15 protein-coding genes are annotated in these 24,808 nt (G+C 66.9%); 2 read left to right on the top strand and 13 right to left on the bottom strand.

What is annotated here, in order from left to right; all coding sequences use genetic code 11:
• Nucleotide 1: 1 nt before the first annotated feature.
• The 6 genes from hrpA to tal all read right to left on the bottom strand — a co-directional run bounded on the left by hrpA (nucleotide 2) and on the right by tal (nucleotide 10,795).
• Complete coding sequence (gene hrpA / locus ED208_RS00810) at nucleotides 2–3,964, bottom strand: ATP-dependent RNA helicase HrpA (RefSeq protein WP_123209960.1); 3,963 nt, start codon at nucleotides 3,962–3,964, stop codon at nucleotides 2–4.
• 73 nt (nucleotides 3,965–4,037) lie between these two features.
• Nucleotides 4,038–5,378: a hypothetical protein gene (locus tag ED208_RS00815; protein WP_123209961.1), complete on the bottom strand. Its 1,341-nt coding sequence runs from the start codon at nucleotides 5,376–5,378 to the stop codon at nucleotides 4,038–4,040.
• A complete protein-coding gene (locus ED208_RS00820; protein ID WP_123209962.1) occupies nucleotides 5,375–5,803 on the bottom strand; it encodes a hypothetical protein in 429 nt (142 codons plus the stop codon). The genes ED208_RS00815 and ED208_RS00820 overlap by 4 nt, the downstream gene beginning before the upstream one ends.
• A gap of 48 nt (nucleotides 5,804–5,851) precedes the next feature.
• Nucleotides 5,852–8,911: a parallel beta-helix domain-containing protein gene (locus tag ED208_RS00825; protein WP_123209963.1), complete on the bottom strand. Its 3,060-nt coding sequence runs from the start codon at nucleotides 8,909–8,911 to the stop codon at nucleotides 5,852–5,854.
• Between the two features lie 151 nt (nucleotides 8,912–9,062).
• Complete coding sequence (locus tag ED208_RS00830; RefSeq protein WP_123209964.1) at nucleotides 9,063–9,692, bottom strand: YceH family protein; 630 nt, start codon at nucleotides 9,690–9,692, stop codon at nucleotides 9,063–9,065.
• Complete coding sequence (gene tal / locus ED208_RS00835; protein WP_123209965.1) at nucleotides 9,689–10,795, bottom strand: transaldolase; 1,107 nt, start codon at nucleotides 10,793–10,795, stop codon at nucleotides 9,689–9,691. Before tal ends, ED208_RS00830 begins: the two co-directional genes overlap by 4 nt.
• Before the next feature lie 143 nt (nucleotides 10,796–10,938).
• On the opposite strand from tal, the gene ED208_RS00840 reads away from it, so the two are divergent.
• Both ED208_RS00840 and ED208_RS00845 read left to right on the top strand, forming a co-directional pair.
• On the top strand, nucleotides 10,939–13,341 hold the full coding sequence (locus ED208_RS00840) for a TonB-dependent receptor (RefSeq protein ID WP_123209966.1): 2,403 nt from the start codon (nucleotides 10,939–10,941) through the stop codon (nucleotides 13,339–13,341).
• Nucleotides 13,342–13,358: 17 nt separating this feature from the next.
• Nucleotides 13,359–14,951 (top strand): tetratricopeptide repeat-containing sulfotransferase family protein, encoded by a 1,593-nt coding sequence (locus ED208_RS00845; RefSeq protein WP_123209967.1) that lies wholly within the window; start codon nucleotides 13,359–13,361, stop codon nucleotides 14,949–14,951.
• A 10-nt stretch (nucleotides 14,952–14,961) separates the two neighbouring features.
• Here ED208_RS00845 and ED208_RS00850 read toward each other — a convergent pair whose 3' ends face one another.
• From ED208_RS00850 to aroK, 7 genes are all read right to left on the bottom strand, one after another.
• Entirely contained in the window at nucleotides 14,962–15,312 is a 351-nt protein-coding gene (locus ED208_RS00850) for a phage holin family protein (RefSeq protein ID WP_123209968.1), read from the bottom strand.
• 43 nt (nucleotides 15,313–15,355) lie between these two features.
• Nucleotides 15,356–15,901: a CcdC protein domain-containing protein gene (locus tag ED208_RS00855; RefSeq protein WP_123209969.1), complete on the bottom strand. Its 546-nt coding sequence runs from the start codon at nucleotides 15,899–15,901 to the stop codon at nucleotides 15,356–15,358.
• A gap of 5 nt (nucleotides 15,902–15,906) precedes the next feature.
• Nucleotides 15,907–17,325, bottom strand: a complete 1,419-nt coding sequence (locus ED208_RS00860) for an FAD-dependent oxidoreductase (RefSeq protein WP_123209970.1) — start codon at nucleotides 17,323–17,325, stop codon at nucleotides 15,907–15,909.
• Between the two features lie 14 nt (nucleotides 17,326–17,339).
• Complete coding sequence (gltB, locus tag ED208_RS00865) at nucleotides 17,340–21,812, bottom strand: glutamate synthase large subunit (RefSeq protein ID WP_123209971.1); 4,473 nt, start codon at nucleotides 21,810–21,812, stop codon at nucleotides 17,340–17,342.
• Nucleotides 21,813–22,025: 213 nt separating this feature from the next.
• On the bottom strand, nucleotides 22,026–23,180 hold the full coding sequence (locus ED208_RS00870; RefSeq protein ID WP_123209972.1) for a deoxyguanosinetriphosphate triphosphohydrolase: 1,155 nt from the start codon (nucleotides 23,178–23,180) through the stop codon (nucleotides 22,026–22,028).
• On the bottom strand, nucleotides 23,177–24,271 hold the full coding sequence (gene aroB / locus ED208_RS00875) for a 3-dehydroquinate synthase (RefSeq protein ID WP_123210664.1): 1,095 nt from the start codon (nucleotides 24,269–24,271) through the stop codon (nucleotides 23,177–23,179). The genes ED208_RS00870 and aroB overlap by 4 nt, the downstream gene beginning before the upstream one ends.
• 2 nt (nucleotides 24,272–24,273) lie before the next feature.
• Nucleotides 24,274–24,804 (bottom strand): shikimate kinase AroK, encoded by a 531-nt coding sequence (aroK, locus tag ED208_RS00880; RefSeq protein ID WP_123209973.1) that lies wholly within the window; start codon nucleotides 24,802–24,804, stop codon nucleotides 24,274–24,276.
• Nucleotides 24,805–24,808 lie beyond the last annotated feature (4 nt).

Consider the following 24,808-nt stretch of genomic DNA (forward strand, 5'->3'; position numbering starts at 1 on the left):
ATTATCCGCGCAAGGCGGCCTCAACCCGGGCCGCCGTCGGCGCCCCCTGCGCCCGCAGCTCCTGGGCGAACAGGGCGATGCGCCATTCCTCGATCAGCCAGCGCACCGGGTGCCAGGGCCCGGGCAGGCGCGCTTGCAGGGGCTGGATCTGCTTGATCGCCTCGGCATCCTTCTGCGGCTTCAGCGGCAGCCGCTCCAGCCGCAGGGCCAGGGCCTTCAGATAGGTCGCGATGCGCGGCCACTGCGCGGCCGGGATGGCGGTGACGAAACCGGGACCAAGCAGCGTCGCCAACTGTTGCGCCGCATCGGCATGGGCGTCGGGATGACTGCGGGCGACCGTAGCCAGCGCACGCCGCAGCGCTACGGCCTGGACGAGCCAAGCGGCCAGCTCATCGAGGCGCTGGTAGGCCAACTGCGAAAACTGGCCACGCCGCTCCAGGGCAGCGCGGAACTCCGCCTCCGAGCGCACCGGACCGTCGATCAGCACCTCGTCGGCGCAGCGCTCGGCCAGTTGCCGCGCCAGGCCCTCGACCGTGTGCGGGGTGCCGGTCAAGGCCAGCGCCAGCTTGCCGCGCGCCGACTTGGCGAGATCGCGCACGCGGTCGGCGAGCCTGAGCAGCAGCAGCGCGCGCAGGCCAGCGGCGTGCGCCGTTTCGGCGGCGGCCTCGGACTCGAACAGCCGCAGGGCGATGCGCTCGCCCTCGACGCTCAAGGCTGGAATCGCCCGCGCGCCACCCGGCAGACTGACCGTCGCGGGCAGATCGCCGAAATCCCAATCGCTCAGCGATTCGCGCACCCACTGCTGGGTCTCGGCTTTCTTGGCGGCGACGGCATTGAACGCCGTACGCGCCTTGCCGCTGAAGCGCGACTGCAACTCGGCCAGGCTCTCGGCCTCACCCAGCACCTCGCCGTGCGCATCCTCGACCAGCAGGCGCGGACGGAAGTGGGCGGGCAGCTTCTCCGACGCGAAATCGGCCGGCTCCAGCTGCACACCGGTCATCGCCTTGAAGCGGGCGCAGATCGCCTCCAGCAGCGGGCCTTCCGGCTGCGAGCTTTCGACGATGGCGTTGGCGTATTCGGCGGCCGGCTGGCAGAGCCGGCGCAGGTGTTGCGGCAGGGTCTTGATCAGGGCTTCGATCTTGCCCGCCAGCAGGCCCGGCACCAGCCAGTCGAAGCGTTCGGCCGGCAGTGCGAACAGCTGCGCCAGCGGCAGGTGGAAGCTCACGCCATCGGCGTCGGTGCCGGGATCGTGCTGATAACTCAGCGACAAGCGCTGCCCGGCGATGGCCAGCTGGTCGGGAAACAGCTCCTCGACATCGGCGTTGGCGCCGGGACGCAGCACGTCGGCCTCGCGCATGGTCAGCAAGGCGCCGCGCGAGGTGCCCGGCGCGACCGCGACCGCCGCTGGCGGCGGCGGGGTGGCGGCGACGGCGGAGCGCAGACCGCGCAGGGCGGCCAGGGAATCCAGCGGCGCGGCGGGCTCCGGCTTTTCGACAAGGACCGGCTTCGGCGCCAACGACGGCCTGGGTGCGGACTTCTCGGCGCCACCGTGCAGCCAGGCCTTGAGCGCCGCCACCGTGCACAGGTCTTCCGGCAGGCGCGCGTCGTAAAAGCGGTAGAGCTGCGACTCGTCGGCCAGGAGGTCCGGCCGACGCAGCCGCGCTTCCTTCTCGCGCACTTCCTCGATCAGGGCGAGGTTCTTCTTGAGGAAGTCCGGCTTGCCCAGCACCTCGCCACGCACCAGGCCCTCGCGGATGAAGATGGTGCGCGCCTCGCGCGGCTCCTCGCTGCCGTAGTGGCGCTGGCGCTTGAGCAGGGGCAGGCCGAGCAGGGACACATGCTCGTTGGCGGTCACCTCGCCGCGCTGCGCGTTCCACTCCGGGTGGTGCAGCACGCGCTTGACCAGGTGCGCGCCGATGTCGGCCAGCCACTCCGGCTCCACCGCCGCGCAACTGCGCGCGAACACCTGGCTGGTGTGGACGATGGCCGCGTGCATCAGCCAGGGCGGCGCCTTCTTGGCCAGGGCCGAGCCCGGAAAGATCTTGAAGCGGCGGCCGCGCGGCCCCTGGTACTCGGCCTTCTCCGGCGGCTTGTTGCCGATGTGGTCGATCAGCCCGGTGAGCAGCGCGCGGTGGATGGCGACGTAGCGCTTTTCCAGCTCCTCGGGCGTTTTCGCGACGGCGGCCTTGGCGGTCTTGTCGTCGCCCACCATGTCGACGATCTGCTTATAGACGGCCTCCCACTCCTCCATCCGCAGATAACTGACGTAGTGCTCCTTGCACCATTTGCGCAGCTGCCGCTGGCTGCCCCCCTTTCCGGACGACTGATCGCCGGCCGCGTCCCAGCGGTTCCAGAGGTTGAGCAGGGTGAAGAAATCCGACTTCGGATGCCGCCACTCGGCATGCTTCTGGCGCGCCTGGGTCTGCGATTCCGGCGGCATTTCGTGCGGGTCCTGCACCGACAGCGCGGCGGCCAGCACCCAGACCTCGTGTGGAGAACTGGTTTCCTTGCCAGCCAAGGCGATGCGCGCGACGCGCGGGTCCAGCGGTAGTCGCGCGAGCTGTCGGCCGAGCGGCGTCAGCTCGCGGTCTTCGGTCATCGCACCCAGCGTGTGCAGCACCCGATAGCCCTCGCTGATGTGCCGGTTCTCGGGCGGATCGACCCAGGGGAAGGCATCGACATCACCCAGGCCCAGCGAGGCCATCTGCAGGATCACGCCGGCGAGATTGCTGCGCAGGATTTCCGGATCGGTGAACAAGGGCCGCGAGAGGTAGTCCTCCTCCGCATACAGGCGGATGCAGATGCCGGCCGCGACCCGCCCGCAGCGGCCGGCGCGCTGGTTGGCGGCGGCCTGCGACACCGGCTCGATCTGCAGCTGCTGCACGCCGGTGCGCGGCGAGTAGCGGGACAGCCGCGCAGTGCCGAGGTCGACCACGTAGCGGATGCCCGGCACCGTCACCGAGGTCTCGGCGACATTGGTGGCGAGCACGATGCGCGCCGGTCCACCAGCGGAAAACACCTTGTCCTGCTGCGCCGCCGGCAGCCGCGAGTACAAGGGCAGCACCGCCGCGTGCGGAAAGCGGCCGGGCAGCATGCGGGCGAGGCCGTGGATCTCGCGCTCGCCGGGCAGGAACACCAGCACGTCACCGTCGGGCCGCCTTCCCCATAACTCATCAATCGCGGAGGCGACGTTGTCCTCGAGGTCGGCTTCGGGATCGACCTCGCGGTAATAGGTATCGACCGGATAGGTGCGACCGGAGACGGTGAGGATCGGCGCGTTGCCGAAGTGCCGCGACAGCCGCTCGGGATCGAGCGTCGCCGAGGTGATGATGATCTTCAGATCCGGCCGGCGCGGCGCGATGCGCTTGAGCCAGCCGAGCAGGAAGTCGATGTTGAGGCTGCGCTCGTGGGCCTCGTCGATGATGATGGTGTCGTAGGCGTTGAGCTCGCGGTCGTGCTGCAACTCCGCGAGCAGGATGCCGTCGGTCATCAGCTTCACCAGCGTGCGCTCGCCGACGCGGCGGTCGAAGCGGGTCTCGTAGCCGACCAGCTCGCCCAGGGTGGTCTGCAATTCCGAAGCGATCCGGTTGGCGACGCTGCGCGCGGCCAGCCGGCGCGGCTGGGTGTGGCCGATCAGGCCGCGGGTGCCGCGCCCGAGTTCCAGGCAGAGCTTGGGCAACTGCGTGGTCTTGCCGGAGCCGGTCTCGCCGCAGAGCACGATGATCTGGTGGTTGCGGATGGCCTCGGCAATCTCGTCCTTCGCCTGCACCACTGGCAGCTCCGCCGGCCAGTGGATCTGCTTCGGCAGCAGCGCCCGGCGGTTGGCGGCGCGTTGCTGCGCGGCCTCCAGATCGCGCGCGAAGCGCGCCGCATCCAGCGGCTTGCCGGAGGCCTGCGCGCGGCCGATCAGCCGCGCGAACTGCGCGACATCGCGGACCAGCAGGGACTCGGGATCGAAGCGCACGGGGCCATCTGAAGACCAAAGGGGCGCGAATTATGCCGGCAGTCAGCGGCCATAAGCTTCGGCGGCGTCACCATCAATCGCTCTTTGCTCCGGGGTCAGCGGCTGCGGGCTGCCTCTCCCCGGCTACAACCAGCTGCCCACAGGCGACCAGATCGGTCTTGAACCCGTTATTGATCTGATCCGATTCGGCCTTGCGCGCCGTCTCGTCCGGTACAGGCTGCCGCTTTTCGAGTTCGGCGATCCGCTTGCCCCGAACCAACTCGACGGTGGTCAGGCACTTGTCGTAAGCCGCCACCAGGGCATCCGTCACGCCACGCTTGCCATAGAACTCTTGTAGTCCCTGGGTCAGATTCTGAGATGCCACGCCAGTAGAGAAAACCTTGCCCACCTTCAGAACCGACTCGGCGGAGGCGTTGCCTGTTGACGCGGAACTCCGCGGGCCCGCAGTGCTGGCGCCGGTATCCGCAGCGAACGTGCCGTACACCGAATACGCGTCGTGCTTGGTCTCCGCCTGGGCACGGCGGATAGCGGTTGAGAGGACGTCTCGATTCTCGCGCAGGAAGTCGAAGAGCTCTTTGTCGGCTGCCTGAACCGATGCCTCAGCGGCTTTTACGCTCAGGTTGGCCGCTGCCAGTTGCGATTTCTTCTCACCAACCGAATTGGTCGCTGCTTTCTTCGCGACCTCAAGCTTCTTGTAGATCTCCAACTCCGAATCGTATTTGTCCCGCGCGGCGCGGTACCCGGAACTGTCGCAAGTCGGGAGTACTTCACCGGCCGCCTGCACGGAAGCAGTCGCACTTCCGTTTGTGCTGGCCTGGTCTTTTGACGCCGCCGCAATGCCGCCTTCGTCGCCTTTGTCGCATCGTGGCTCTGAGGGCGCTAGTTGGGACGATGTGAGCGCCTCAGCGGCCTCAGCGTCAGCTACTGCCTTGTAAGCTTGACCATGATCTTCTATCGCTTTGTCGCGCTTTATCTTTTCGCTCTCGGAGGCCGCAACCAGTTTCTTCAGCTCGGCCAGTTGTCTCGACTCGCCGCTAGATGATCCGTCATCTTTCGACTGCTCATTGTCCGCCTGGACTGGCGCAGGCGAGCATCGCTCCAACGCCTTGACGAACATCTCCGTCCCCGAGAAGCCAGGGTGACGAGCCCCATTAATATCGAGGCCGTCGTCGGCCTTGTTGAGAGCATCGATCACGTCGTCACAATCCAAGGCCACCATGACTGGGACATACGCAGCATCTAGTTGCTTTAACCCGACGGTGAGTGATGGCGTGTAGCTCTCCGCCGGGCTTGCCGTGACGGAGACGCCGATGATCACTCCTGACGAGTAGACCAGTGGAGCCTGGTGTAGCGCCTTGCAACCGGCCAATGAAACGAGCGAGAGCGATCCCGCGAGAGCAATCCCTTTATTCATTTATCCATCTCCCCTTGAACGACGCAAATATTCTTGAGGTCGTCGCTCCCGGACACTAACAATCGCTTCAGGCTCTCCGTCCCTACTTCGTCGTTGACGATGAAGATCGCCTGACAGCGTTCCGGGTCTCCGATACTGACTACGGATTCCTTCCCGAACCCGATCAGCACCCGCTCCGCACTCACCCCAAGACCAAGGGTGAGTCTATCGACGGCGATTGGCAAGCCCTCGGGGTTTCGAACCACACCGCAGAGCAGCGGCCCCTCCCTTTCGACGTCACCACCCCGGACGGTGACGAGCGAACAGGCTGCGAACAGCGGCACTGTGGCGACAAGCAACAGGATCGGAAAAGCGGGCTGGCCGGTGATGACCAAGCCGCGAAACCGCAGGGACGAGTTCTTCTCATCCCGCACCATTGCGGACATAGCAAACTCCCCTGGCCGGTCCCTTCCGGCCTTGCAGGGGCAGTTTAGCTACTGGGCGCAGCTGGTGGAGCCCGGGTACTTGGACTCGTCGGCCACCAGCACGGTGTCGATCCACTGCTTGACCAGGGCGTGGCCCTCCTCGTCGACGACGCTGCGCGCCAGCGGCGGCATCCGCGCCGCCGGGGTGGTGGCGGTGGGACCGATGCGGTGCTCGACGATGGAATCCGCCGAGTTGCCCGGGTGGAAGTCCACGGTGCGGCCACCCTTGCCTTCCTGACCGGTCGCGGTCGGCTGCTTGCAGATGCCGTAGGTGCCGTCCACCGGCCGCAGCGAATCGAGATAGAAACCGGTAGAGGCGGCGAAGCCCTTGACGTTGTGGCAGTGCTGGCAGTTGACCTCCAGCCAGGCGCGGGCACGGGCTTCGATGTCCTGGCCGGAGTTGGCGGCAAAGCCGGAGTCACCGGGCTTGTTGTAGGTCGGCACCCGCTCCAGCTTGGTGGCGATCTGCTTGATGTTGTCCACGCCCAGGTCGCTGGGGCAGCCGGCCATCAGGCCCTTGCTGCACCAGTAGGCGAGCTGGTTCTTGCCCGCGACCTCGTGCTGGCTCTGACCGCTGACCTTCTTCGATTCCGGCGCATAGGGCTTGTTCATGAACCGCACCTTCGGCCCGATCGGCGCCGCGCCCGGCTCGGAGTCCTCGCGCGAGTGGCAGCTCAGGCACTGGTTGGCGTGCGGGATCAGATAGCTGGCGGTGGAGCCGGTGTGCTTGACGCCGGAATCGACATCGACATGATCCCAGCTCACCGAGGCACTGCCGCCGCCCATGGCCAGCTTGGCGACCCGCTTGCCGGTGGTGGCGTCGGTGCTCCAGATATAGGGCACGCCATCCCAGCGCGCCGCGCCCTTGGAGTTGACGCGCTTGATCAGCAGGCGGGTTTCCACCGGGGTCTCGGTGCCCTTGCTGTCGTCGGCGAAGGAGAAGGTCTTGGCGATGATGGTGCCGGCCGGGAACACGATGGTGGCATTGGCGCCGTCGCCGGCGGCATCGCGGTACACCGCCTTGGTGCCCGGCGGCAGGTAGGCGACGCGGTACTTCACCGCGTAGTCGGAGAACAGCTTGCTGTTCAGCGAGTAGGGCACGCCACCGCCGTTCGGGGTGCTGGTCGGGTCCTGCGCATCGGCGAACAGGTGGTACTGGTCGAGCGTCGGGCAATTCACGCCGGCGGCCTCGAAGTTGACCTGGCCGTTTCCAACCGCAGCACCGCAGAGCTTGGCCACCAGGGCCTCGCTGGGCGCCGGGTCGTAGTCGCCGCTGCGCACGAAGGGCGGAATGGTCACCGCCGGCAGCAGCGGCAGTTCCTTGCCGTAGGTCTTCTTGCACTGGTGCGGGCTGTCGTCGAGGTCGGCGGCGAACTGCAGTACCGCCAGCGGATTCACCTTGAGCAGATTGGTGAGCAGGGAGACCGGATTCGAGAAATCGGCGGTCGCCACCGCCAGCACCGCTTCCAGGCCCTTGGTGCCGTGGAAGTTGCTGTAGCGCAGGCTGTCGCTGCTGAACTCGTTGTCGTCGTCGATGCAGGAGGCATACCAGTCCGGCGTGATGCGCGGCGCCGCCGGCTTGCTGGTGTCGAACTTGTAGGCGTTGTAGTGGCAGCTCGGGTTCGGCACCTCGTTGGTGAGGATCGGCTTGCCGTTGGCGTCCTTGGGCACCGGGTCGCCGTTGGCGGCCACCGGGTATGGGCAGTCGGCATCGTAGCTGTCGAGCAGGCCATCCCAGACGATGTGGGCACCCCGGAAGTTCGGCCCACCAGCGGCGAGGCAGGTGGTCAGGCCCTGCGGCAGCAGGCAGCCCGCCAGGGTCTTCAGGCCGACCAGGGTCGGCAGGATGCGCGCCACATCGCCACCCGCCAGATCGGTACTGCTCGGCAGGCGCAGCTTGTTGCCGTTGTTGATGAACTTGTTACGGAAGATACGCACGCCTTCGGTGTAGAAGTCGATGCGCTTCTCGTCAGGCCGGCCAGCGCCTTCCGGGAACAGCTCGTAGCTGGCGTGGATGATGCCGCCGGTGTTGTTGTTCTCGAAGGTGTTCTCGAAGATGTCGATGCGGTCGTAGGCGAGCGTGAGCATGCCGGTGCCGACCGGCACGCTGCCGACGATGCCGCCGGAGGTGAAGTTGTAGGTGTTGTTGTTGCGCGAGATGTTGCCGTACATGCGCGAACGCTCGCCGTACTGGCGCAGACCGTCGAGGTCGTAGATCAGGAAGCCGCCGGTGTTGCACTCGGCAATGTTGTTTGCGTACTCACCGCCCTGCACGTTCTCGATCTCGAAACCGAAGACGTTGAAGGCCGCGCGGCTGTTCTTGATGATGGCGTTGTTGGTCTGGCCAACGTAAATGCCGGCATCGGAAGCGCCGATCGACTCGGAGTCCTCGACCAGGATGTTCTCGGAGGCCACCGGGTAGATGCCGTAACGGCCGGACAGCTTGCTCACCGTGTAGTCGGGCGAGGTGGTGTCGCCGAGGAAGTTCTCGGGCACCGAGGGATCCTGGCTGGCGGGATCGGTACAGGCGACGTTGAGGCGTTCGGCGTAGTTCTTGTCGGTGATCGGATCAGCGCTCTGGCGACCGCCGCCCGAGGACCACATCGCACGCACCCGGCGCAGGGTGCCGTGATCGACGCCGCGCAGCTCGAAGCCATTGCCGCCAGTGTCCAGCACCGTCAGATCCTGCACGGTGAAGCCATGGACATTCACCGCCAGCACACCTTCCGGCGAGTTGCTGCCCTTGAAGGAAAGCACGGTCTTGTCCTTGCCGCAGCCCTTCACCAGCACGTCTTCGGTGTTGGTCAGCTGCAGCGAGGAGGTCAGCTCGAAATAGCCACAGCCGAACTCGATGACATCGCCCGGCGCCGCCTGGATCATGGCGCCGATCATGTCGTTGGTCGCGGTCGCGCCCGGCTTGATCAGGAAGGTGCGGCCCACCGCCGACGGCGGCGGCGTGTCGGGGTTGCCGCCGTCGCTGGGCTTGCTGCCACCGCAGGCCACCAGCAGCACGGCAAGACCCGCGATCAGCAGCTGACGCGGAGCGACTCGAATTCCTGGGTGAAGCATGGCTCTCTCCTTGGATCCCCCGCCCGCGTGTCACCTGGGCGCTCGATAAGCGGCCGGGGAATTCCCCAGCCAGGCATAAGCTTATGCAGGGCGCAGGAGGGCGCCAACGAGAAATATTGCTTAAAGGTGACAGCCTGGCCGGCCGCCGCCTTCAGCCGCCCAGCGCGCTCAGCCGTTGCTCCAGGCTCGCCAGCCGCTGCTCCAGTTCGGCAACGCGCGCCTCCAGGCCCGGATGCGCGCCGCCGCGCGCGGGTGGTTCGGCCGCCGCCAGGGCACTGAGATCGGGCTCGCCGCAGAGCAGCTGCACATGGCGCACCGCCGACTGCCCGGCCAGCCGGGGCAGGGTCCGCACCAGCGGCTGGGCGCGGTCGGCGAGATCGTCCAGCGCCGCCTGCACCGCCTCGGCCTCCGCCGGGCCGCCCAGCGCCGCAGCGTTGGCGCGCAGCTCAGCGGTGGTCTGCGGACCACGCAGCATCAGGGTCACCAGCACCGCCTGGGTGCCGGTCTTCAGCAGCAGCTGGTGCTGGAACTTCTGGCGCCACTTGGTGGCGCGCGGACTGGAGTCGTCGCGGCCTACCAGGGCCTTTTCCTCCAGACTCAGCAGGGCATGGCCGACCTCGCCCTCGCTCAGGCTCATCACCGGCTCGCGGCTGCTCTTCTGGTTGGCGGCCGCCACCAGGGCGTTGACCGTCATCGGGTAATAGGCCGGGGTGGTGATGGATTTCTCCACCAGCGAAGCCAGCACCCGCGCCTCGGCCGGGCTCAGCAGCAAGACGCTCATGCCTGCTCCAGGGCGTCGCGCTTGCCGGCCACCGCCTGCAACAGCTGCGCCCAGGCATCGACGAACAGCTGCACGCCATCGCCAGCCAATTGCTCGGTGATCTTCTCGAAAGGAATCCCCAGACGCTCGACCGCCGCCATCACGGTGCGGGCAAAGGCGACATCCTGATCCAGACCGCGCGCGGCGACACCGTGATCGCGGAAGGCATCCAGGGTGGCCGGCGGCACCGTGTTGACCGTCTCCGGACCGATCAGCGCCTCCACGTACAGGGTGTCGCGCCAGGCCGGGTTCTTCACACCTGTGCTGGCCCAGAGCAGCCGCTGCGGACGCACGCCGCGCTGCGCCAGCGCCTGCCAGCGTGGGCTGGCGCAGAGCTCCAGATAATCCTGATAAGCGAGCTTGGCGTTGGCGATCGCCACCTGGCCGCTGAGCGCCAGCGCTTCCGAACCGAGCTTGGCCAGCTCGGCATCGACGGCGGTGTCGATGCGGCTGACGAAGAAGCTGGCGACGCTGGCGAGCTTCGCCGGATCGCCGCCGCTCTTGAGCCAGTCCTCGGCGCCGGCCAGATAGGCCTCCGCCACCGCCCGGTAGGCGCTGCGCGAGAACAGCAGGGTGACGTTGACATTGATGCCTTCGGCGATCAGCTGCCGCACCACCGGCACCCCGGCCGGCGTGCCCGGCACCTTGATCATCAGGTTGGGCCGGCCGACGGTGCGCCACAGCCGGCGCGCCTCGCTGAGCGTGCGCGCGCTGTCGTTGGCCAACCGCGGCGACACCTCGAGGCTGACGTAGCCATCGACGCCGCCGCTGTCACGGTAGAGGCGGTCGAAAGCATCGGCGGCGAGCCGGATGTCCTCGGTGGCCAGCACCTCGACCAGCTGCTCGGGATCGCGCTGTCCGGCGCGCACATGGCCGGCCAGCGAAACGTCGTACTGGCTGCTGCCGGCAATGGCCTTCTCGAAGATCGCCGGATTGGAGGTGAGCCCACGCAGGCCATCCTCGACGATCAGGCGCTCCAGCGCCCCGCTCTCGACCAGATCACGGCGGATGTAGTCGAGCCAGATGGACTGGCCCAGTTCGGCAACGGCTAGCAGGCGGCTCATGGGGACGAAACGACGGTGGTGGAGGCGGAACAAACGGCTCGCGAGCATAGCGCCAGAGGCAGAGAGGGAGAACCCAAGCGAGGCACGGATGTTGCGAATCCCTGGCCATAAGTCCTTCCTGAATTTGCCCGAGTCCCTCCTCCATGGCCCGTCAGACCCCGCCTCCAGGCTTCCGCCGTCACCCTCTCGCGCTGGCCGTCGCCGCCTTGTTCAGCAGCGCACCCCTGGGCTTGGCGCACGCGCAGGTGACGGCCAAGGCGGCCGAGGATGTGGTGCTGGACAACGTCACCGTGACCGCGACGCGGAGAAACTCCGGCGTCCAGGACACGCCGCTTAACATCACTGCGGTCACCGGCGCCGAGATTCAGCGGCAGGGCATGACCGACATGTCCGATCTGGTCCAGCTGGTGCCCGGCATCTACTTCGAGGACACCGGCGGGCGCGACGGCAATCCGATGATTGCCCGTGGCCTCAACGTCGATTCGCTCGGCCCCAGCGGCAATGACAACGGCGGCTCGGTCTCCACCTACATCGGCGACATCCCGCTCTATCTGGATCTCAAACTGTTCGACGTCAATCGCGTCGAGGTGCTGCTCGGCCCGCAGGGCACGCTCTATGGCGCTGGCAGCCTCGGTGGCGCGGTGCGCTACATCCCCAATCGCCCCAACACCAGCAAGGCCTCACTGAGCGTGAGCCAGGACAGCTATGGCATCAACTACAGCTCCGGCGTCGGCAGCAAGACCGTGGCGGTCGGCAATCTGCCGCTGAGCCCGGATGCGGCGGTGCGCGCCTCGCTGGGCTATATCCACACACCGGGCTTCGTCGACGCCGACTATCTGGTGCGCGAGCCCGGAGTCTCCGATCCCGAGCCGGACTTCACCGATCCGATAGCGATCGCCAGCAATCTCTACAGCAAGGAAGACTCCGACAGCGAAAACACCCTGGCCGGCAACCTCGCCTTCCTGTACCGGCTCAGCGACAAGCTCGATGCCAATCTGAGCTACTACTACCAGGACCAGTCCGTCGGCTCCCGCAGCATCAACCAGAGGCAGTCCTTCGGCACCGGCAGCTATCAGTCGGGCTTTCGCTATCTGGAGCCCAACGAGCGCAAGAACCAGCTGCTGAGCCTGGAAGTGAACTGGGATCTGGACTTCGCCAAGCTGACCTCCGCCACCGGCTACTCGCGCTATACCGAGCTGGGACAACGCGACCAGACCGACCTGCTGCTGAGCTTCGAGTACGGCTACGAGGACTTCCCGGCCTTCTCTGCCTACACCCGGGAGACCGGTCGGCAGAAGCGCCTCAACCAGGAATTGCGCCTGGTCTCCAGCGGCGAGGGGCCCTGGAACTGGATCGTCGGCGGCTTCTTCAACCAGAGCGACAGCACCTTCACCAGCAGCGAGTTCGTGCCGGGCTTTCCGGGATTCGCGGGCGTGGATCGCCCAGACAATCTCGAGTACTTCCAGCTCGACGACCAGACCTTCACCGAAACCGCGCTGTTTGGCGAACTCGGCTACCAGCTGACGCCGGCCTGGACGGTGACCGTCGGCGCCCGTGCCTTCAAGTTCGAGAACAGCGCGATCAGTGCCTTCGCCCTGCCGCTGGTGGATGGCTCGGCGCCGAACGAGATTCTGCTGACGCCGCAGTTCAACCAGATCAGCGCCGACGACTCCATCTTCAAGTTCAACACCGCCTACCAGTTCAACAAGGACCTGCTCGGATACCTGACGATCAGCCAGGGCTACCGGCCCGGCGGGGTCAACTCGGTACCGCCCTGCCTGGATCCCCTGCCTGCCGGGCAGAACGTCTGCGCACTGCCAAACGAGGTGCTGATCCAGCCGGACAAGACACTCAATCACGAGCTGGGCTTCCACAGCAGTTGGCTCAAGAACCGCCTGTTCATCAACGGCTCGGTCTACTACATCCGCTGGGAGGACGTGCAGGTGGCGGGCACCACAGTCAACGGCGCGATCCCGATCACCGTCAACGGCGCCCTGGCCAAGAGCCAGGGCCTGGATCTGCAGGTACAGGGCCTGCTCAGCCGTCACTGGCGCGTGAACGCCAACTACAGCTACACCGACGCACAGCTGACCCGCGACGCGCCCGGCATCGTCCGTGGTGAAGATGCCTACGCTGGCGACCGCCTGCCGGGCACGCCCCAGCATCAGGCCAGCCTGCTGATCGGCTACACGCAGTCGCTGCCCAACGGCTGGATCGGCAGCGCCAATTACGGCGTCCGCGCGGTCGGCGACCGGCTGACCAAGGTCGGCGAGCGCAACAACGGCGAATCGCTGTCGGGCTATGTGGTACATCGGGCTGCGTTGTCGGTGGCGGACCGGCAATGGACCGCACGCCTGTACGCCGAAAACCTGTTCAACCGCTACGTCGAGACCAGCGTGCGCAATGACCGCAGCTACATCACCGCCATCGCCGGTGGCGGCGACACCGACAACGGCGATGGCTTCAAGTTGCGCAGCTACTACAAGACCGTTCTGGAGCCACTGCGGGTCGGCCTGAGCTTCCGCTACGATTTTGATCTTCAGTAAGTCCCCGGGGAGGTGGCATGAAGGCCACCGCCGACACCGCCGCCATTGAGCGGCTGCGCAGCCAGCTTGAAGGGCTGCTGGAAGCGCGGCGTTACGCCGAGGCAGAGCAGAGCTGCCAGCGCCTGCTGCAGCTGGCACCGAGCCTGGCTGAGGCACACTTCCTGCGCGGCATGCTGGCGACCGAACTGCGGCAGTGGTCGCCCGCCATCACCGCGCTTCGCCAAGCCCTGTCCATCGACGCGGCGCAGGAGCGCTACTGGACACAGCTGGCGCGCCTGTTGGCCCTGAGCCAGCGCATCCCGGAGGCCTTGGATGCCGCCGAGCAGGCGCTGCGCCTGCAGCCGCAGCAGGCCTGGAGCCTGGATACCCTCGGGGTCGTCTACAGCCGTGCCAATCTGCATGCTAGGGCGGCGACGCTGTTCCGCCAGGCCTGCGGACTGGAGCCGGGCAATCCCCACTATCAGTTCAATCTCGCTAGCGCCCTGAAATTTCTCGGCGATTTCGACTCCGCCGAAACCGCCTACGAGGCCTGCCTGTCGGCCGATCCCGGCTACTGGAAGGCCTATCCGCCGCTGTCGCAGCTGCGCACGCAGACGCCGGAACGCAATCACCGGGCACGCTACGAGGCCCTGCTGCCAAGAGCGGACTCGGTGGACGCGCAACTGCAACTGCACATGGCCCTGGCCAAGGAGTGCGAGGACCTCGGCGAGCCGAATCTGGCGTTCCAGCATCTGCTTCGCGGCAAGTCGGCGAAACGCGCCAGCCTGGCCTACGACTGCGCCGAGGACGCAAGACTGTTCTCCGCCCTGCACCAGTATTTCGCCGGTGCCGGGCTGCATGGCGAGGGCGTGGCGAGCCCCGAACCGATCTTCGTGGTCGGCATGCCGCGCACCGGGACGACTCTGGTCGAGCGCATCCTGTCCAGCCATACCCAGGTCCATTCCGCCGGCGAGCTGCAGAACCTTGGGCTGGCGATCAAGCGCGCCAGCGGCAGCCGCACGCCGCGTCTGCTCGATGCCGAAACCCTGGCCGGCCTGCATGGCACGCCGGCCAGGCAGATCGGCGAGGCCTACCTCGCCAGCACCCGCCCCGGCACCGGCCACACGCCGCGCTTCGTCGACAAGATGCCGCTCAATTTCCTGTACGCCGGCTTTATCGCCCAGGCGCTACCGAAAGCGAAAATCATCTGCCTGCGCCGACATCCGCTCGACACCTGCCTGTCCAACTTCCGGCAGCTATTTGCGCTGCAGTTCTCCTACTACAACTACTCCTACGACCTGCTCGACACCGGTCGCTACTACCTGCTGTTCGAGCGCTTGATGGAGTTCTGGCAGCAGCGCTTTCCGGGCGCGATTCTGGAACTGCAGTACGAAGCCCTGGTCGCCGCGCCCGAAGCAGAAACACGCCGGCTGCTCGACTGGTGTGGGCTGCCCTGGGAGGACGCCTGTCTGCACTTCGAACGCAACGCGGCTCCGGTTTCCACCGCCAGCGCGGTGCAGGTGCGGCAGCCGATCTATCGCTCGTCGGTGGATCGCTGGAAACAACTGGCGACCGAACTGCAACCCCTGAGGCAGTTACTGCTGGCCGGCGGCGTCCGCGTGTCGGACTGAACCAGCCGGCTTAGTCCGCCTCGCGCAGCAGGATGGAGTTGGCGATCCAGCTCAGGACGCCGAACGCGAGAGCGCCCCACAGCGCCGGCCAGAAGCCATCGACCCCGAAGCCACGAATCAGAAAAGCGGCCAAGCCGAACATCGCGGCGTTGATCACGAAGCTGAACAGGCCCAGGGTCAGCAGGGTGATCGGCAAGGTGAGCAGCGACAGGATCGGCCGGATCAGGGTGTTGACCACTCCCAGCACCAGGGCGCCGATCAGGGCCGAGCCGAAGCCGGTGATGTGCACGCCCGGCACCAGCGTCGCTACGGCCAGCAGGCAAAGCGCGTTGACCAGCCAGACCAGCAAGAGCTTGAGCATCGCAGGACTCCGCAACGGGCCGGGACCGGCCGAAGCCCTCACCTTACGGCGCAGCAGGCTCGGCGGGAAGGGTGTCGGGCTGCCGACCACGGCGCAGCAGCCCCAGGCAGTAGGCGAAGAAGTAGCCAAGCACCAAGCCGAGCAAGGCCATGGTCAAGGCGCTGCGCGAACCGGACATGGCGCTGCGCAGCGCCGCGCCGCCGCCGCTTTCATTGGCCGCCTGCAAGGCCGGCAGCAGTACCAGCAGGCGGTAGCCGATACGCGCCAGGAACAACAGCGAAAGGCCGACGCCGAGGGCGGTGTTGGGCGTGTAGAAACGCCCGTCGGGCAGGGTCTCGAAGCGGGTCAGACGCACGCCCAGCCGCGCCAGCAATACCCCGGCCACGGTGCCGGCGATCATCGCCAGCGCCAATGCCGGCTCGAATGCCGGCCAGCGCAGCAGAGCGAAGAAGATCAGCGCGATCACGCCGCTGCGGATCCACAGCCGCAGCGGCCGATAGGGCTGGCGACCGATGTTGCGACGCACCCGCCGGTAGGCGCTGAAGGCCAGCAGCGGCGCCGCGTAGGCCAGCACCGGCAGGTGCGTCACGGGGGTCAGACGCCCAGGTAGTCGAGGATGCCCTGCGCGGCCTCGCGGCCTTCGAACACCGCCGTCACTACCAGATCGCTGCCGCGCACCATGTCGCCGCCGGCAAACACCTTCTCGTTGGCGGTCTGGAACTTGTGCTTGGCGAGCACCGCGCCATTGACCTTGAGGCGACCGTCTTCGTGCAGCTTGAGCGCGTGCTCGGCAAACCACGGTGCCGGGCTGGGACGGAACCCGAAGGCGATCACCACGCGGTCGGCCGGGATGATCTGCTCGGAGCCGGGCACCACTTCCGGCTTGCGACGGCCCTTGGCGTCGGGCGCGCCGAGGCGGGTCTCGACCACCTTCACGCCCTCAACCTTGCCCTTGCCGACGATCTCCACCGGCGCGCGGTTGAACAGGAATTCGACGCCCTCTTCCTTGGCGTTGGCGACTTCGCGGCGCGAGCCCGGCATGTTCGCCTCGTCGCGACGGTAGACGCAGGTGACGCTGTCGGCGCCCTGACGGATCGAGGTGCGGTTGCAGTCCATCGCGGTGTCGCCACCGCCGAGCACGACCACGCGCTGGCCCTTCATGTCGATGAAGTCGGCCGGGCTCTTCTCGCTGCCCATCACGCGATGGATGTTGCTGATCAGGAACGGCAGCGCCTGCACCACGCCGGACAGGTCTTCGCCAGGGAACTCGCCCTTCATGGCGGTGTAGGTGCCCATACCGAGGAAGACCGCGTCGTATTCCTTCAGCAGGGCATCGAAGGCGACATCCTTGCCGATCTCGGTGTTGAGGCGGAACTCGACACCCTGGTGCTCAAGGATGGCGCGGCGGTTCTTCACCACGTCCTTTTCCAGCTTGAACGGCGGAATGCCGTAGGTGAGCAGGCCGCCGATCTCCGGGTACTTGTCGAACACCACCGGCGTCACGCCGTTGCGGGTCAGCACGTCGGCGCAGCCCAGACCGGCCGGGCCGGCGCCGATGATGGCGACGCGCTTGCCGGTGGGCACCACCTTGCTGAGGTCCGGACGCCAGCCCTGCTTGAAGGCCTCGTCGGAGATGTATTTCTCGATGTTGCCGATGGTGACCGCGCCGAAGCCGTCGTTGAGCGTGCAAGCCCCCTCGCAGAGGCGGTCCTGCGGGCAGACGCGGCCGCAGATTTCCGGCAGCGAATTGGTCTGGTGCGACAACTCAGCGGCCTGGAACAGGTTGCCCTCCTCCACCAGCTTCAGCCAGTTGGGGATGTAGTTGTGCACCGGGCACTTCCACTCGCAGTAAGGGTTGCCGCAGGACAGGCAGCGTCCGGCCTGGGAGCCGGCCTGATCCGCCGGAAACTGCCCGTAGATTTCGCGGAAATCGTGGATGCGCACCTCGGCCGGGACCTTCTTCGGGTCCTGGCGCGAGATGTCGAGGAACTGCATTGCGTTCTTGGCGGCCATGGGTGGGAGTCCTGTTAGGCAGCAGCGCGGATGGCCGACAGCAGCGAGCCAATGTCGGCCGCCTTCGGCTTCACCAGCCAGAAGCGTCCGACGTAGTCGCGGAAGTCATCGAGAATGACCTGACCCCAGGCCGAGCCGGTGGCCGCCACGTAGTCCTTGATCAAGGCCCGCAGGTAATGCTGGTGGCCTTCCATGCTTTCGGCGATGACGCGGTGGATGTCGATTAGCTCGTGGTTGTAGCGGTCCACGAAGTTGCGCTGCTGGTCGAGCACGTAGGCAAAGCCGCCGGTCATGCCGGCGCCGAAGTTGACGCCCACCTTGCCGAGGACCGCGACGACGCCGCCGGTCATGTATTCGCAGCCGTGGTCGCCGCAGCCTTCCACCACCGCCGTGGCGCCGGAGTTGCGCACGCCGAAGCGCTCGCCCGCCGTGCCGGCCGCGTACAGGGTGCCGCCGGTGGCACCGTACAGGCAGGTGTTGCCGATGATCGCGGTGTCCTGGGTCTTGAAGCGCACGCCCTTCGGCGGCTTCACGACGATGCGGCCGCCGGCCATGCCCTTGCCGACGTAGTCGTTGGCATCACCTTCCAGCTCGATGTTGAGGCCACCGGCGTTCCATACGCCCAGCGACTGGCCGGCGGTGCCGGTCAGCTTCAGGCTGATCGGCGAGCCCTCCATGCCGAGGTTGCCGTGGCGGCGGGCGATCTCGCCCGACAGCCGCGCGCCGATGGAGCGCGTGGTGTTGTTGACCTGGTAGTGGAACTCGCCGCCGCTCTTGGCCTCGATGGCCGGCAGCGCGTCGCGCACCATCTGCTCGGCCAGCTCGGCGCGGTCGAAGGGCGGATTCGGGCCGGTGCAGAACTGCGCGCTGGGCAGGATCATCCCCGAGGCCGAGAGGATCGGCGACAGGTCGAGATGTCGCTGCTTGTCGGTCTTGCCCTCGGCCATGCCGAGCAGATCGGTGCGGCCGATCAGCTCCTCCAGGCTCTTCACGCCCAGCGCCGCCAGCCACTCACGGGTTTCCTCGGCGACGAAACGGAAATAGTTCATCACCATTTCCGGCAGGCCGATGAAGTGCTTCAGACGCAGCACCTTGTTCTGGGTGGCGACGCCGGTGGCGCAGTTGTTGAGGTGGCAGATACGCAGGTACTTGCAGCCCAGCGCCACCATCGGCGCGGTGCCGAAGCCGAACGACTCGGCGCCGAGGATCGCGGCCTTGACCACGTCGAAGCCGGTCTTGAGACCACCGTCGGTCTGCACCCGCACCTTGTCGCGCAGGCCGTTCATGCGCAGCGTCTGGTGGGTTTCGGAAAGACCCAGCTCCCAGGGCGTGCCGGCGTACTTCACCGAGGTCACCGGCGAGGCGCCGGTGCCGCCATCGTAGCCGGAGATGGTGATGAGGTCGGCGTAGCACTTCGCCACACCGGCGGCGATGGTGCCCACACCCGGGCCGCTCACCAGCTTCACCGACACCATCGCCTGCGGATTGACCTGCTTCAGGTCAAAGATCAACTGCGCCAGGTCTTCGATGGAGTAGATGTCGTGGTGCGGCGGCGGCGAGATCAGCGCCACGCCGGGCTTGGCGTAGCGCAGCTTGGCGATCTGCTCGTTGACCTTGTCGCCCGGCAACTGGCCGCCTTCGCCGGGCTTGGCGCCCTGCGCGACCTTGATCTGCAAGACCTCGGCATTGACCAGGTAGGCCGGCGTCACGCCGAAGCGGCCGGAAGCGACCTGCTTGATCTTGCTGGTCTTCTCGGTGCCGTAGCGGGCCGGGTCTTCGCCACCCTCACCGCTGTTGCTGCGGCCGCCGAGACGGTTCATGGCGATCGCCAGCGCCTCGTGCGCCTCGGGGCTGAGCGCGCCCAGCGACATGCCGGCCGAGTCGAAGCGCTTGAGGATGCTTTCCACCGGCTCGACCTGGTCGAGCGGGATGGGCTGGGCGGCGAGGTTGAGCTTGAACAGGTCGCGCAGCGCCGCGACCGGGCGCTCGTTGACCAGCTTGGCGTAGCTCTTGTAGACGCCGTAGTCGCCTTCCTTCACCGCCGTTTGCAGGGTGCGGATGATGTCCGGGTTATAGGCGTGGTACTCACCGCCTTCGACGTACTTGTAGAGGCCGCCGTGGCTGGGCTGCTTGCGGGCGATCCAGGCCTCGTGGGCCAGGGCCTTCTGCTCGGCTTCGAGGTCTTCGAAGGTCGCGCCCTGGATGCGGTTGACGGTGCCGGCGAAGCAGCTGTCGACCACCGCGCTGGACAGACCCACCGTCTCGAACAACTGCGCGCCGCGATAGCTGGCGATGGTCGAGATGCCCATCTTCGAGATGATCTTGTACAGGCCCTTGTTGATGCCCTTGCGGTAATAGAGCGCGAGGTCGGCCGGGTCCTTGCCCTTGATCTCGCCGTTGCGCGCCATTTCGTAGAGCGAGGCGTAGGCGAGGTAGGGGTAGACGCAGCTCGCGCCGTAGCCGATCAGGCAGGCGAAGTGGTGCGGATCACGCGCGGTCGCGGTCTCGACGATGATGTTGCAGTCGCAACGCAGCTCTTCGTGGATCAACCGGTGCTGCACCGCGCCCACCGCCATCAGCGCCGGGATCGGTAGCCGCGCACGGTCCACCGCCCGGTCGGACAGCACCAGCACCACCTTGCCGCCACGCACCGCCGCCACCGCCTTGTCGCAGACGGCATTGATCGCCGCCTGCAGGCCCAGGGCCGGGTCGTAGTTGAGGTCGATCAGCTCGTGGCTATAGCGCGGGTCGTCGAGCGCCAGCAGCTTCTTGAACTTGCCTTCACTGAGCACCGGCGAGTCGACCAGCAGGCGTTCGGCGCGCTGCGCGGTCTCGCCGAACATCGAGCCCTCGGCGCCCAGCGAGCATTCCAGCGACATCACGATCTGCTCGCGCAGCGGGTCGATGGGCGGGTTGGTGACCTGTGCGAACTGCTGGCGGAAGTAGTCGTAGACCGACCGCTTCTGCTCGGAGAGCACCGCGAACGGCGTGTCGTCGCCCATCGAACCGATGGTTTCCTGACCGCTCTCGGCGAGCACGCGCAGGATCTGGTCGCGCTCCTCGAAGCTGAGGTTGAACAGCTTCTGGTAGATCGCGACGCTTTCCGGATGCAGCTTGTCGAGCGAATTGGGGTCTTCGCTGAGGCTGGCCTCCAGACGCTTGCTGCCGTTCTTCAGCCAGAGCTTGTAGGGCTGGCGGCCGGCGAGCATGCGGTCGATGTCTTCCGGCCGCAGCAGCGAGCCGGTGTCGGTGTCGATGGCCAGGATCTGGCCGGGCGACAGCCGCCCCTTCTCGACCACCTGCAGCTGGTCGAAATCGGACACGCCGATCTCCGAAGCCAGCACGATGGTGCGGTCGCGGGTGATGACGTAGCGGGTCGGACGCAGACCGTTGCGGTCGGTGGCGCAGATGGCGTAGCGGCCATCGGTCAGCACCACGCCGGCCGGGCCGTCCCAGGGCTCCATCTGCAGCGAGTTGTACTCGTAGAAGGCGCGCAGGTCGGCGTCGAGGTCTTCGACGTTCTGCCAGGCCGGCGGAATCAGCGCGCGCAGCGCCGCGAACATGTCCATGCCGCCCGCGAGCAGCACTTCGAACATGTTGTCGAGGCTCTCGGAATCCGAGCCCTTGAGGCCCACCAGCGGGGTCAGCTCGTGGATGTCGGGGAGCGCCGCGCACTGGAACTTCGGCGCGCGCGCCTGCGCCCAGGCGCGGTTGCCGCTGATGGTGTTGATCTCGCCGTTGTGGGCGAGAAAGCGGAAGGGATGGCAGAGCCGCCACTTCGGCATGGTGTTGGTGGAGAAGCGCTCGTGAAAGACGCAGATCGAGCTTTCCATGTCCGGCGCCGCGAGGTCCGGGTAGAAGCTTTCCAGCCACTCGGGCATCAGCAGACCCTTGTAGACGATCACCCGGCAGGACAGCGCGGTGACGTAGAACTCGTCATCACCCTCGGCGGTGAGCAGCTTCTCGGCGCGGCGGCGCGCCTTGAAGAGCTTCAGCTCGAACTCGAACTTGTGCAGCCCCGCCGGCGCGACCACGAAGACCTGCTCGAAGCGCGGCAGCACCGCGCGCGCCTCTTCACCGCAGGCATCGGGATTGATCGGCATGACCCGCCAGCCGGCCAGACTCAGCCCGTGATGGGCGCAGGCCTCGGCCAGCACCGCGCGCGCGCGCGCCGCCTTGGCCTCGTCGGTGGACAGGAAGATGTTGCCGGCGGCGTACTGGCCGCCACCCAGCTCGATGCCGGCCTCGCGGGCGGCCCGGCGCAGGAAGCGGTCGGGCTTCTTGATCAGCAGGCCGCAGCCGTCGCCGGTCTTGCCGTCGGCGGCGATGGCGCCACGGTGGGTCATCCGTTCCAGGCCTTTGATCGCCCGTTTGACCAGGCCATGGCTGGCCACGTCGTCCATCTGGGCAATCAGACCGAATCCGCAGCTGTCACGCTCGAATTCCGGCCGATAGAGACCTACTGCCTGGTCTTGCGACTGGGTCATTGCGAATCCCACGAGAAAAAACTTGGGGCGGCGAAACCCTCGCCGCAGGAGGCGCGGCAGCTTAAGGAAGTTTCGAGGGAGTCCCGACCCGATTCGTAGTAAACGAAAGGGAGGCGGGGTCTTCAGGAAAGACGACGGCTTCGCTGCGGTGCAACATTCGATTATAGGAACGTGAACACCGGCGTCAATCTGAACCGCAATTTTTCTTTGCAATCAACGCAATCGGCGCGGGTCGAACAATCGCTCCCATTCATCGAGTGCATAACGATCCGTCATACCGGCGATGTAGTCGGCAACGATCCGCGCCCTGCCCTGCTCGCCCTCTGCCGCCTCGGCGCGCTGGGCCTGGCGGTATTCCTGCGGCGGCAGCAGACGGGCATCGGCCATGAAAGCGTCGAACAGCTCGCGCAGCAGCCGTTTGGCCTTCTGCATCACCCGGTAGACCTGCTGATGCTGGTAGAGCTGCTCGCGCAGGAAGCGCTTCAGCACACGGTTTTCCTCGGCCAGCTCCGGGCTGTAGCCGATCAGCAGCTGTGGCGCGGTACGCACTGCCTGCGGACTATCGAGCGCCGCCGCCTGCAGGCGCCCGCGCGAAGCCTGCACCAGATCATCGACCAGGGTGCCGATGATCCGGCGCACGGTCTCGTGGCGCATCTGCTTGGCCGTGGCCTGCGGGTAGCGCCGCAGCACCTCATCGTGATGGCGTGCAAACAGCGGCACCTCGCGCAACTGCTCCAGCTCCAGCAGGCGGGCGCGGATGCCGTCGTCGATGTCGTGGTTGTTGTAGGCGATCTCGTCGGCCAGATTGGCGACCTGCGCCTCCAGGCTGGGCTGACCGCCATCGAGAAAGCGCCGCGCCACCTCGCCCAACCGCTCCGCGCGCGGCCGCGAGCAGTGCTTGAGGATGCCCTCGCGGGTCTCGAAAGTGAGGTTGAGGCCCAGGAACTCGGCGTACTTGTCTTCCAGCTCGTCCACCACCCGCAGCGACTGGGCGTTGTGCTCGAAGCCGCCGTAGGGCTTCATGCAGGCATTCAGTGCGTCCTGTCCGGCGTGGCCGAACGGGGTGTGGCCGAGGTCGTGGGCCAGGCAGATCGCCTCGGCCAGGTCCTCGTTGAGCCGCAGGGTACGGGCGATGGTACGGGCGATCTGGCCGACTTCCAGCGTATGGGTCAGCCGGGTGCGGAACAGATCGCCCTCGTGATTGACGAAGACCTGGGTCTTGTACTCCAGGCGCCGGAACGCGGCGCTGTGGATGATGCGGTCGCGGTCGCGCTGGTACTCGCTACGACTGGTCGGCGGCGGCTCCGGGTGGCGTCGGCCGCGCGAGTTCTGCGGGGTCGAGGCGTAGGGCGCGAGGCCGTGGCTCATGCCGGGCGGCAGTAGTGCTGCAGACAGGCGGACAGCGCCGCGTCGTCGAAGTCGGCGGTCAGCACCGCTTCGCCGAGCGCACGCAGCAGCACCAGCCGCAGCTGGCCGCCGGCAACCTTTTTGTCACCGGCCATCAGCCGCCGGAAATCTGCGGGAGTCATGCCTTCGGGCGGCAGCAACGGCAGGCCGGCAGCGGCGACCAGCGCGGTGCAGCGCTCGGCCTCGGCGCGGCTGATCCAGCCCAGGCGGGCGGAGAGGTCGGCAGCCATCACCAGCCCCAGGCCAACGGCCTCGCCGTGCAACCAGTGGCCATAGCCGGCAAAGGTTTCCACCGCGTGGCCGAAGGTATGACCGAGATTGAGCAGGGCGCGCGGACCGCCGGCCACCGCCTCGCGCTCGTCGAGGCCGACGATGCGCGCCTTCAGCGCGCAGCAGCGCTCGACCACCGCCGCCGGAGTCTCGCCGTCCAGGGCCATCAACGCCGCCAGGCCGCCCTGTTCCAGCTCGGCGAAGAAGGCGGCATCGCCGAGCATGCCGTACTTGATGACTTCGGCGGCACCGGCCGATAGCTCGCGGCGCGGCAGGGTCTTGAGGCTATCGAGGTCAGCAATCACCGCGCGCGGCTGGTGGAAGGCGCCGATCAGGTTCTTGCCGCGCGGATGGTTGACGCCGGTCTTGCCACCGACGCTGGAATCGACCATCGCCAGCAGGGTGGTCGGCACCTGTACGAAGTCGATGCCGCGCTGGTAGATGGCGGCGCAGAACCCGGCCAAGTCGCCGATCACACCGCCACCGAGGGCGATCAGCACCGCATCGCGCGCCAGCCGCTTCGACAGCATCCAGTCCAGCACCCGTTCGGCGCTGTCCCAGTTCTTCACCGCCTCACCGGCATCGACAACCAGGCAGTCGTCCTCGGTCAGGCCCAGGGTCGCGAGCACGGCGGGCAGATGCAGGGCCGCGACGTGGCGGTCGGTGACCAGGACGCGGCGGCGGCCGGCAAGGCTGTCCCAGCATTCCGGCCGGGCCAGCAGGCCGCGACCAATCTGGATCTCGTAGGCGCGCTCGCCGAGCGCGACCGGCAGACGTCGCAGGCTCACACCTCTTCTCCGGGCGGGGTCAGCAGCGCGTCCTGGATTTCGCGCGCCAGCTGGCGGGCATTCTTGCCGTCGGTTTCCACCACCAGATCGGCCACCTCGCGATACAGCGGGTCGCGGTGCTCGAACAGGCGGATCAGGGTCTCGCGACGATCACCGTGCATCAGCAGCGGCCGGTGCTCGCTGCGCTCGGTCCGCGCCAGCTGCTGCTCCAGGCCGGCGTGCAGATACACCACCAGGCCACGGGCGGACAGATGGGCCCGGTTCTCCGGCAGCAGCACCGCGCCGCCACCGGTCGCCAGCACGATGCCGCTGCGGGTGGTGAGGTCGGCGAGCACCGCCTGCTCACGACGACGGAAACCCTCTTCCCCTTCCTTCTCGAAGATGTAGGGGATGTCGACACCGGTGCGAACCTCGATCTCGTGATCGGAGTCGACGAACTCGAGGTTGCAGATCTCCGCCAGCTTCTTGCCGATGGTGGTTTTTCCGGCCCCCATGGGGCCGACCAGGAACAGACTTTTTCGATTCACGGAA

Source organism: Stagnimonas aquatica (assembly GCF_003730135.1).
GTDB classification, from domain to species: domain Bacteria; phylum Pseudomonadota; class Gammaproteobacteria; order Nevskiales; family Nevskiaceae; genus Stagnimonas; species Stagnimonas aquatica.

Bases quoted from the DNA above. Each gene is read 5' to 3' on its own strand.
- ED208_RS00815 (WP_123209961.1), bottom strand. From the start codon at position 5,378: ATGAATAAAGGGATTGCTCTCGCGGGATCGCTCTCGCTCGTTTCATTG.
- ED208_RS00820 (WP_123209962.1), bottom strand. From the start codon at position 5,803: ATGTCCGCAATGGTGCGGGATGAGAAGAACTCGTCCCTGCGGTTTCGC.
- ED208_RS00825 (WP_123209963.1), bottom strand. From the start codon at position 8,911: ATGCTTCACCCAGGAATTCGAGTCGCTCCGCGTCAGCTGCTGATCGCG.
- ED208_RS00830 (WP_123209964.1), bottom strand. From the start codon at position 9,692: ATGAGCGTCTTGCTGCTGAGCCCGGCCGAGGCGCGGGTGCTGGCTTCG.
- tal (WP_123209965.1), bottom strand. From the start codon at position 10,795: ATGAGCCGCCTGCTAGCCGTTGCCGAACTGGGCCAGTCCATCTGGCTC.
- ED208_RS00840 (WP_123209966.1), top strand. From the start codon at position 10,939: ATGGCCCGTCAGACCCCGCCTCCAGGCTTCCGCCGTCACCCTCTCGCG.
- ED208_RS00845 (WP_123209967.1), top strand. From the start codon at position 13,359: ATGAAGGCCACCGCCGACACCGCCGCCATTGAGCGGCTGCGCAGCCAG.
- ED208_RS00850 (WP_123209968.1), bottom strand. From the start codon at position 15,312: ATGCTCAAGCTCTTGCTGGTCTGGCTGGTCAACGCGCTTTGCCTGCTG.
- ED208_RS00860 (WP_123209970.1), bottom strand. From the start codon at position 17,325: ATGGCCGCCAAGAACGCAATGCAGTTCCTCGACATCTCGCGCCAGGAC.
- gltB (WP_123209971.1), bottom strand. From the start codon at position 21,812: ATGACCCAGTCGCAAGACCAGGCAGTAGGTCTCTATCGGCCGGAATTC.
- ED208_RS00870 (WP_123209972.1), bottom strand. From the start codon at position 23,180: ATGAGCCACGGCCTCGCGCCCTACGCCTCGACCCCGCAGAACTCGCGC.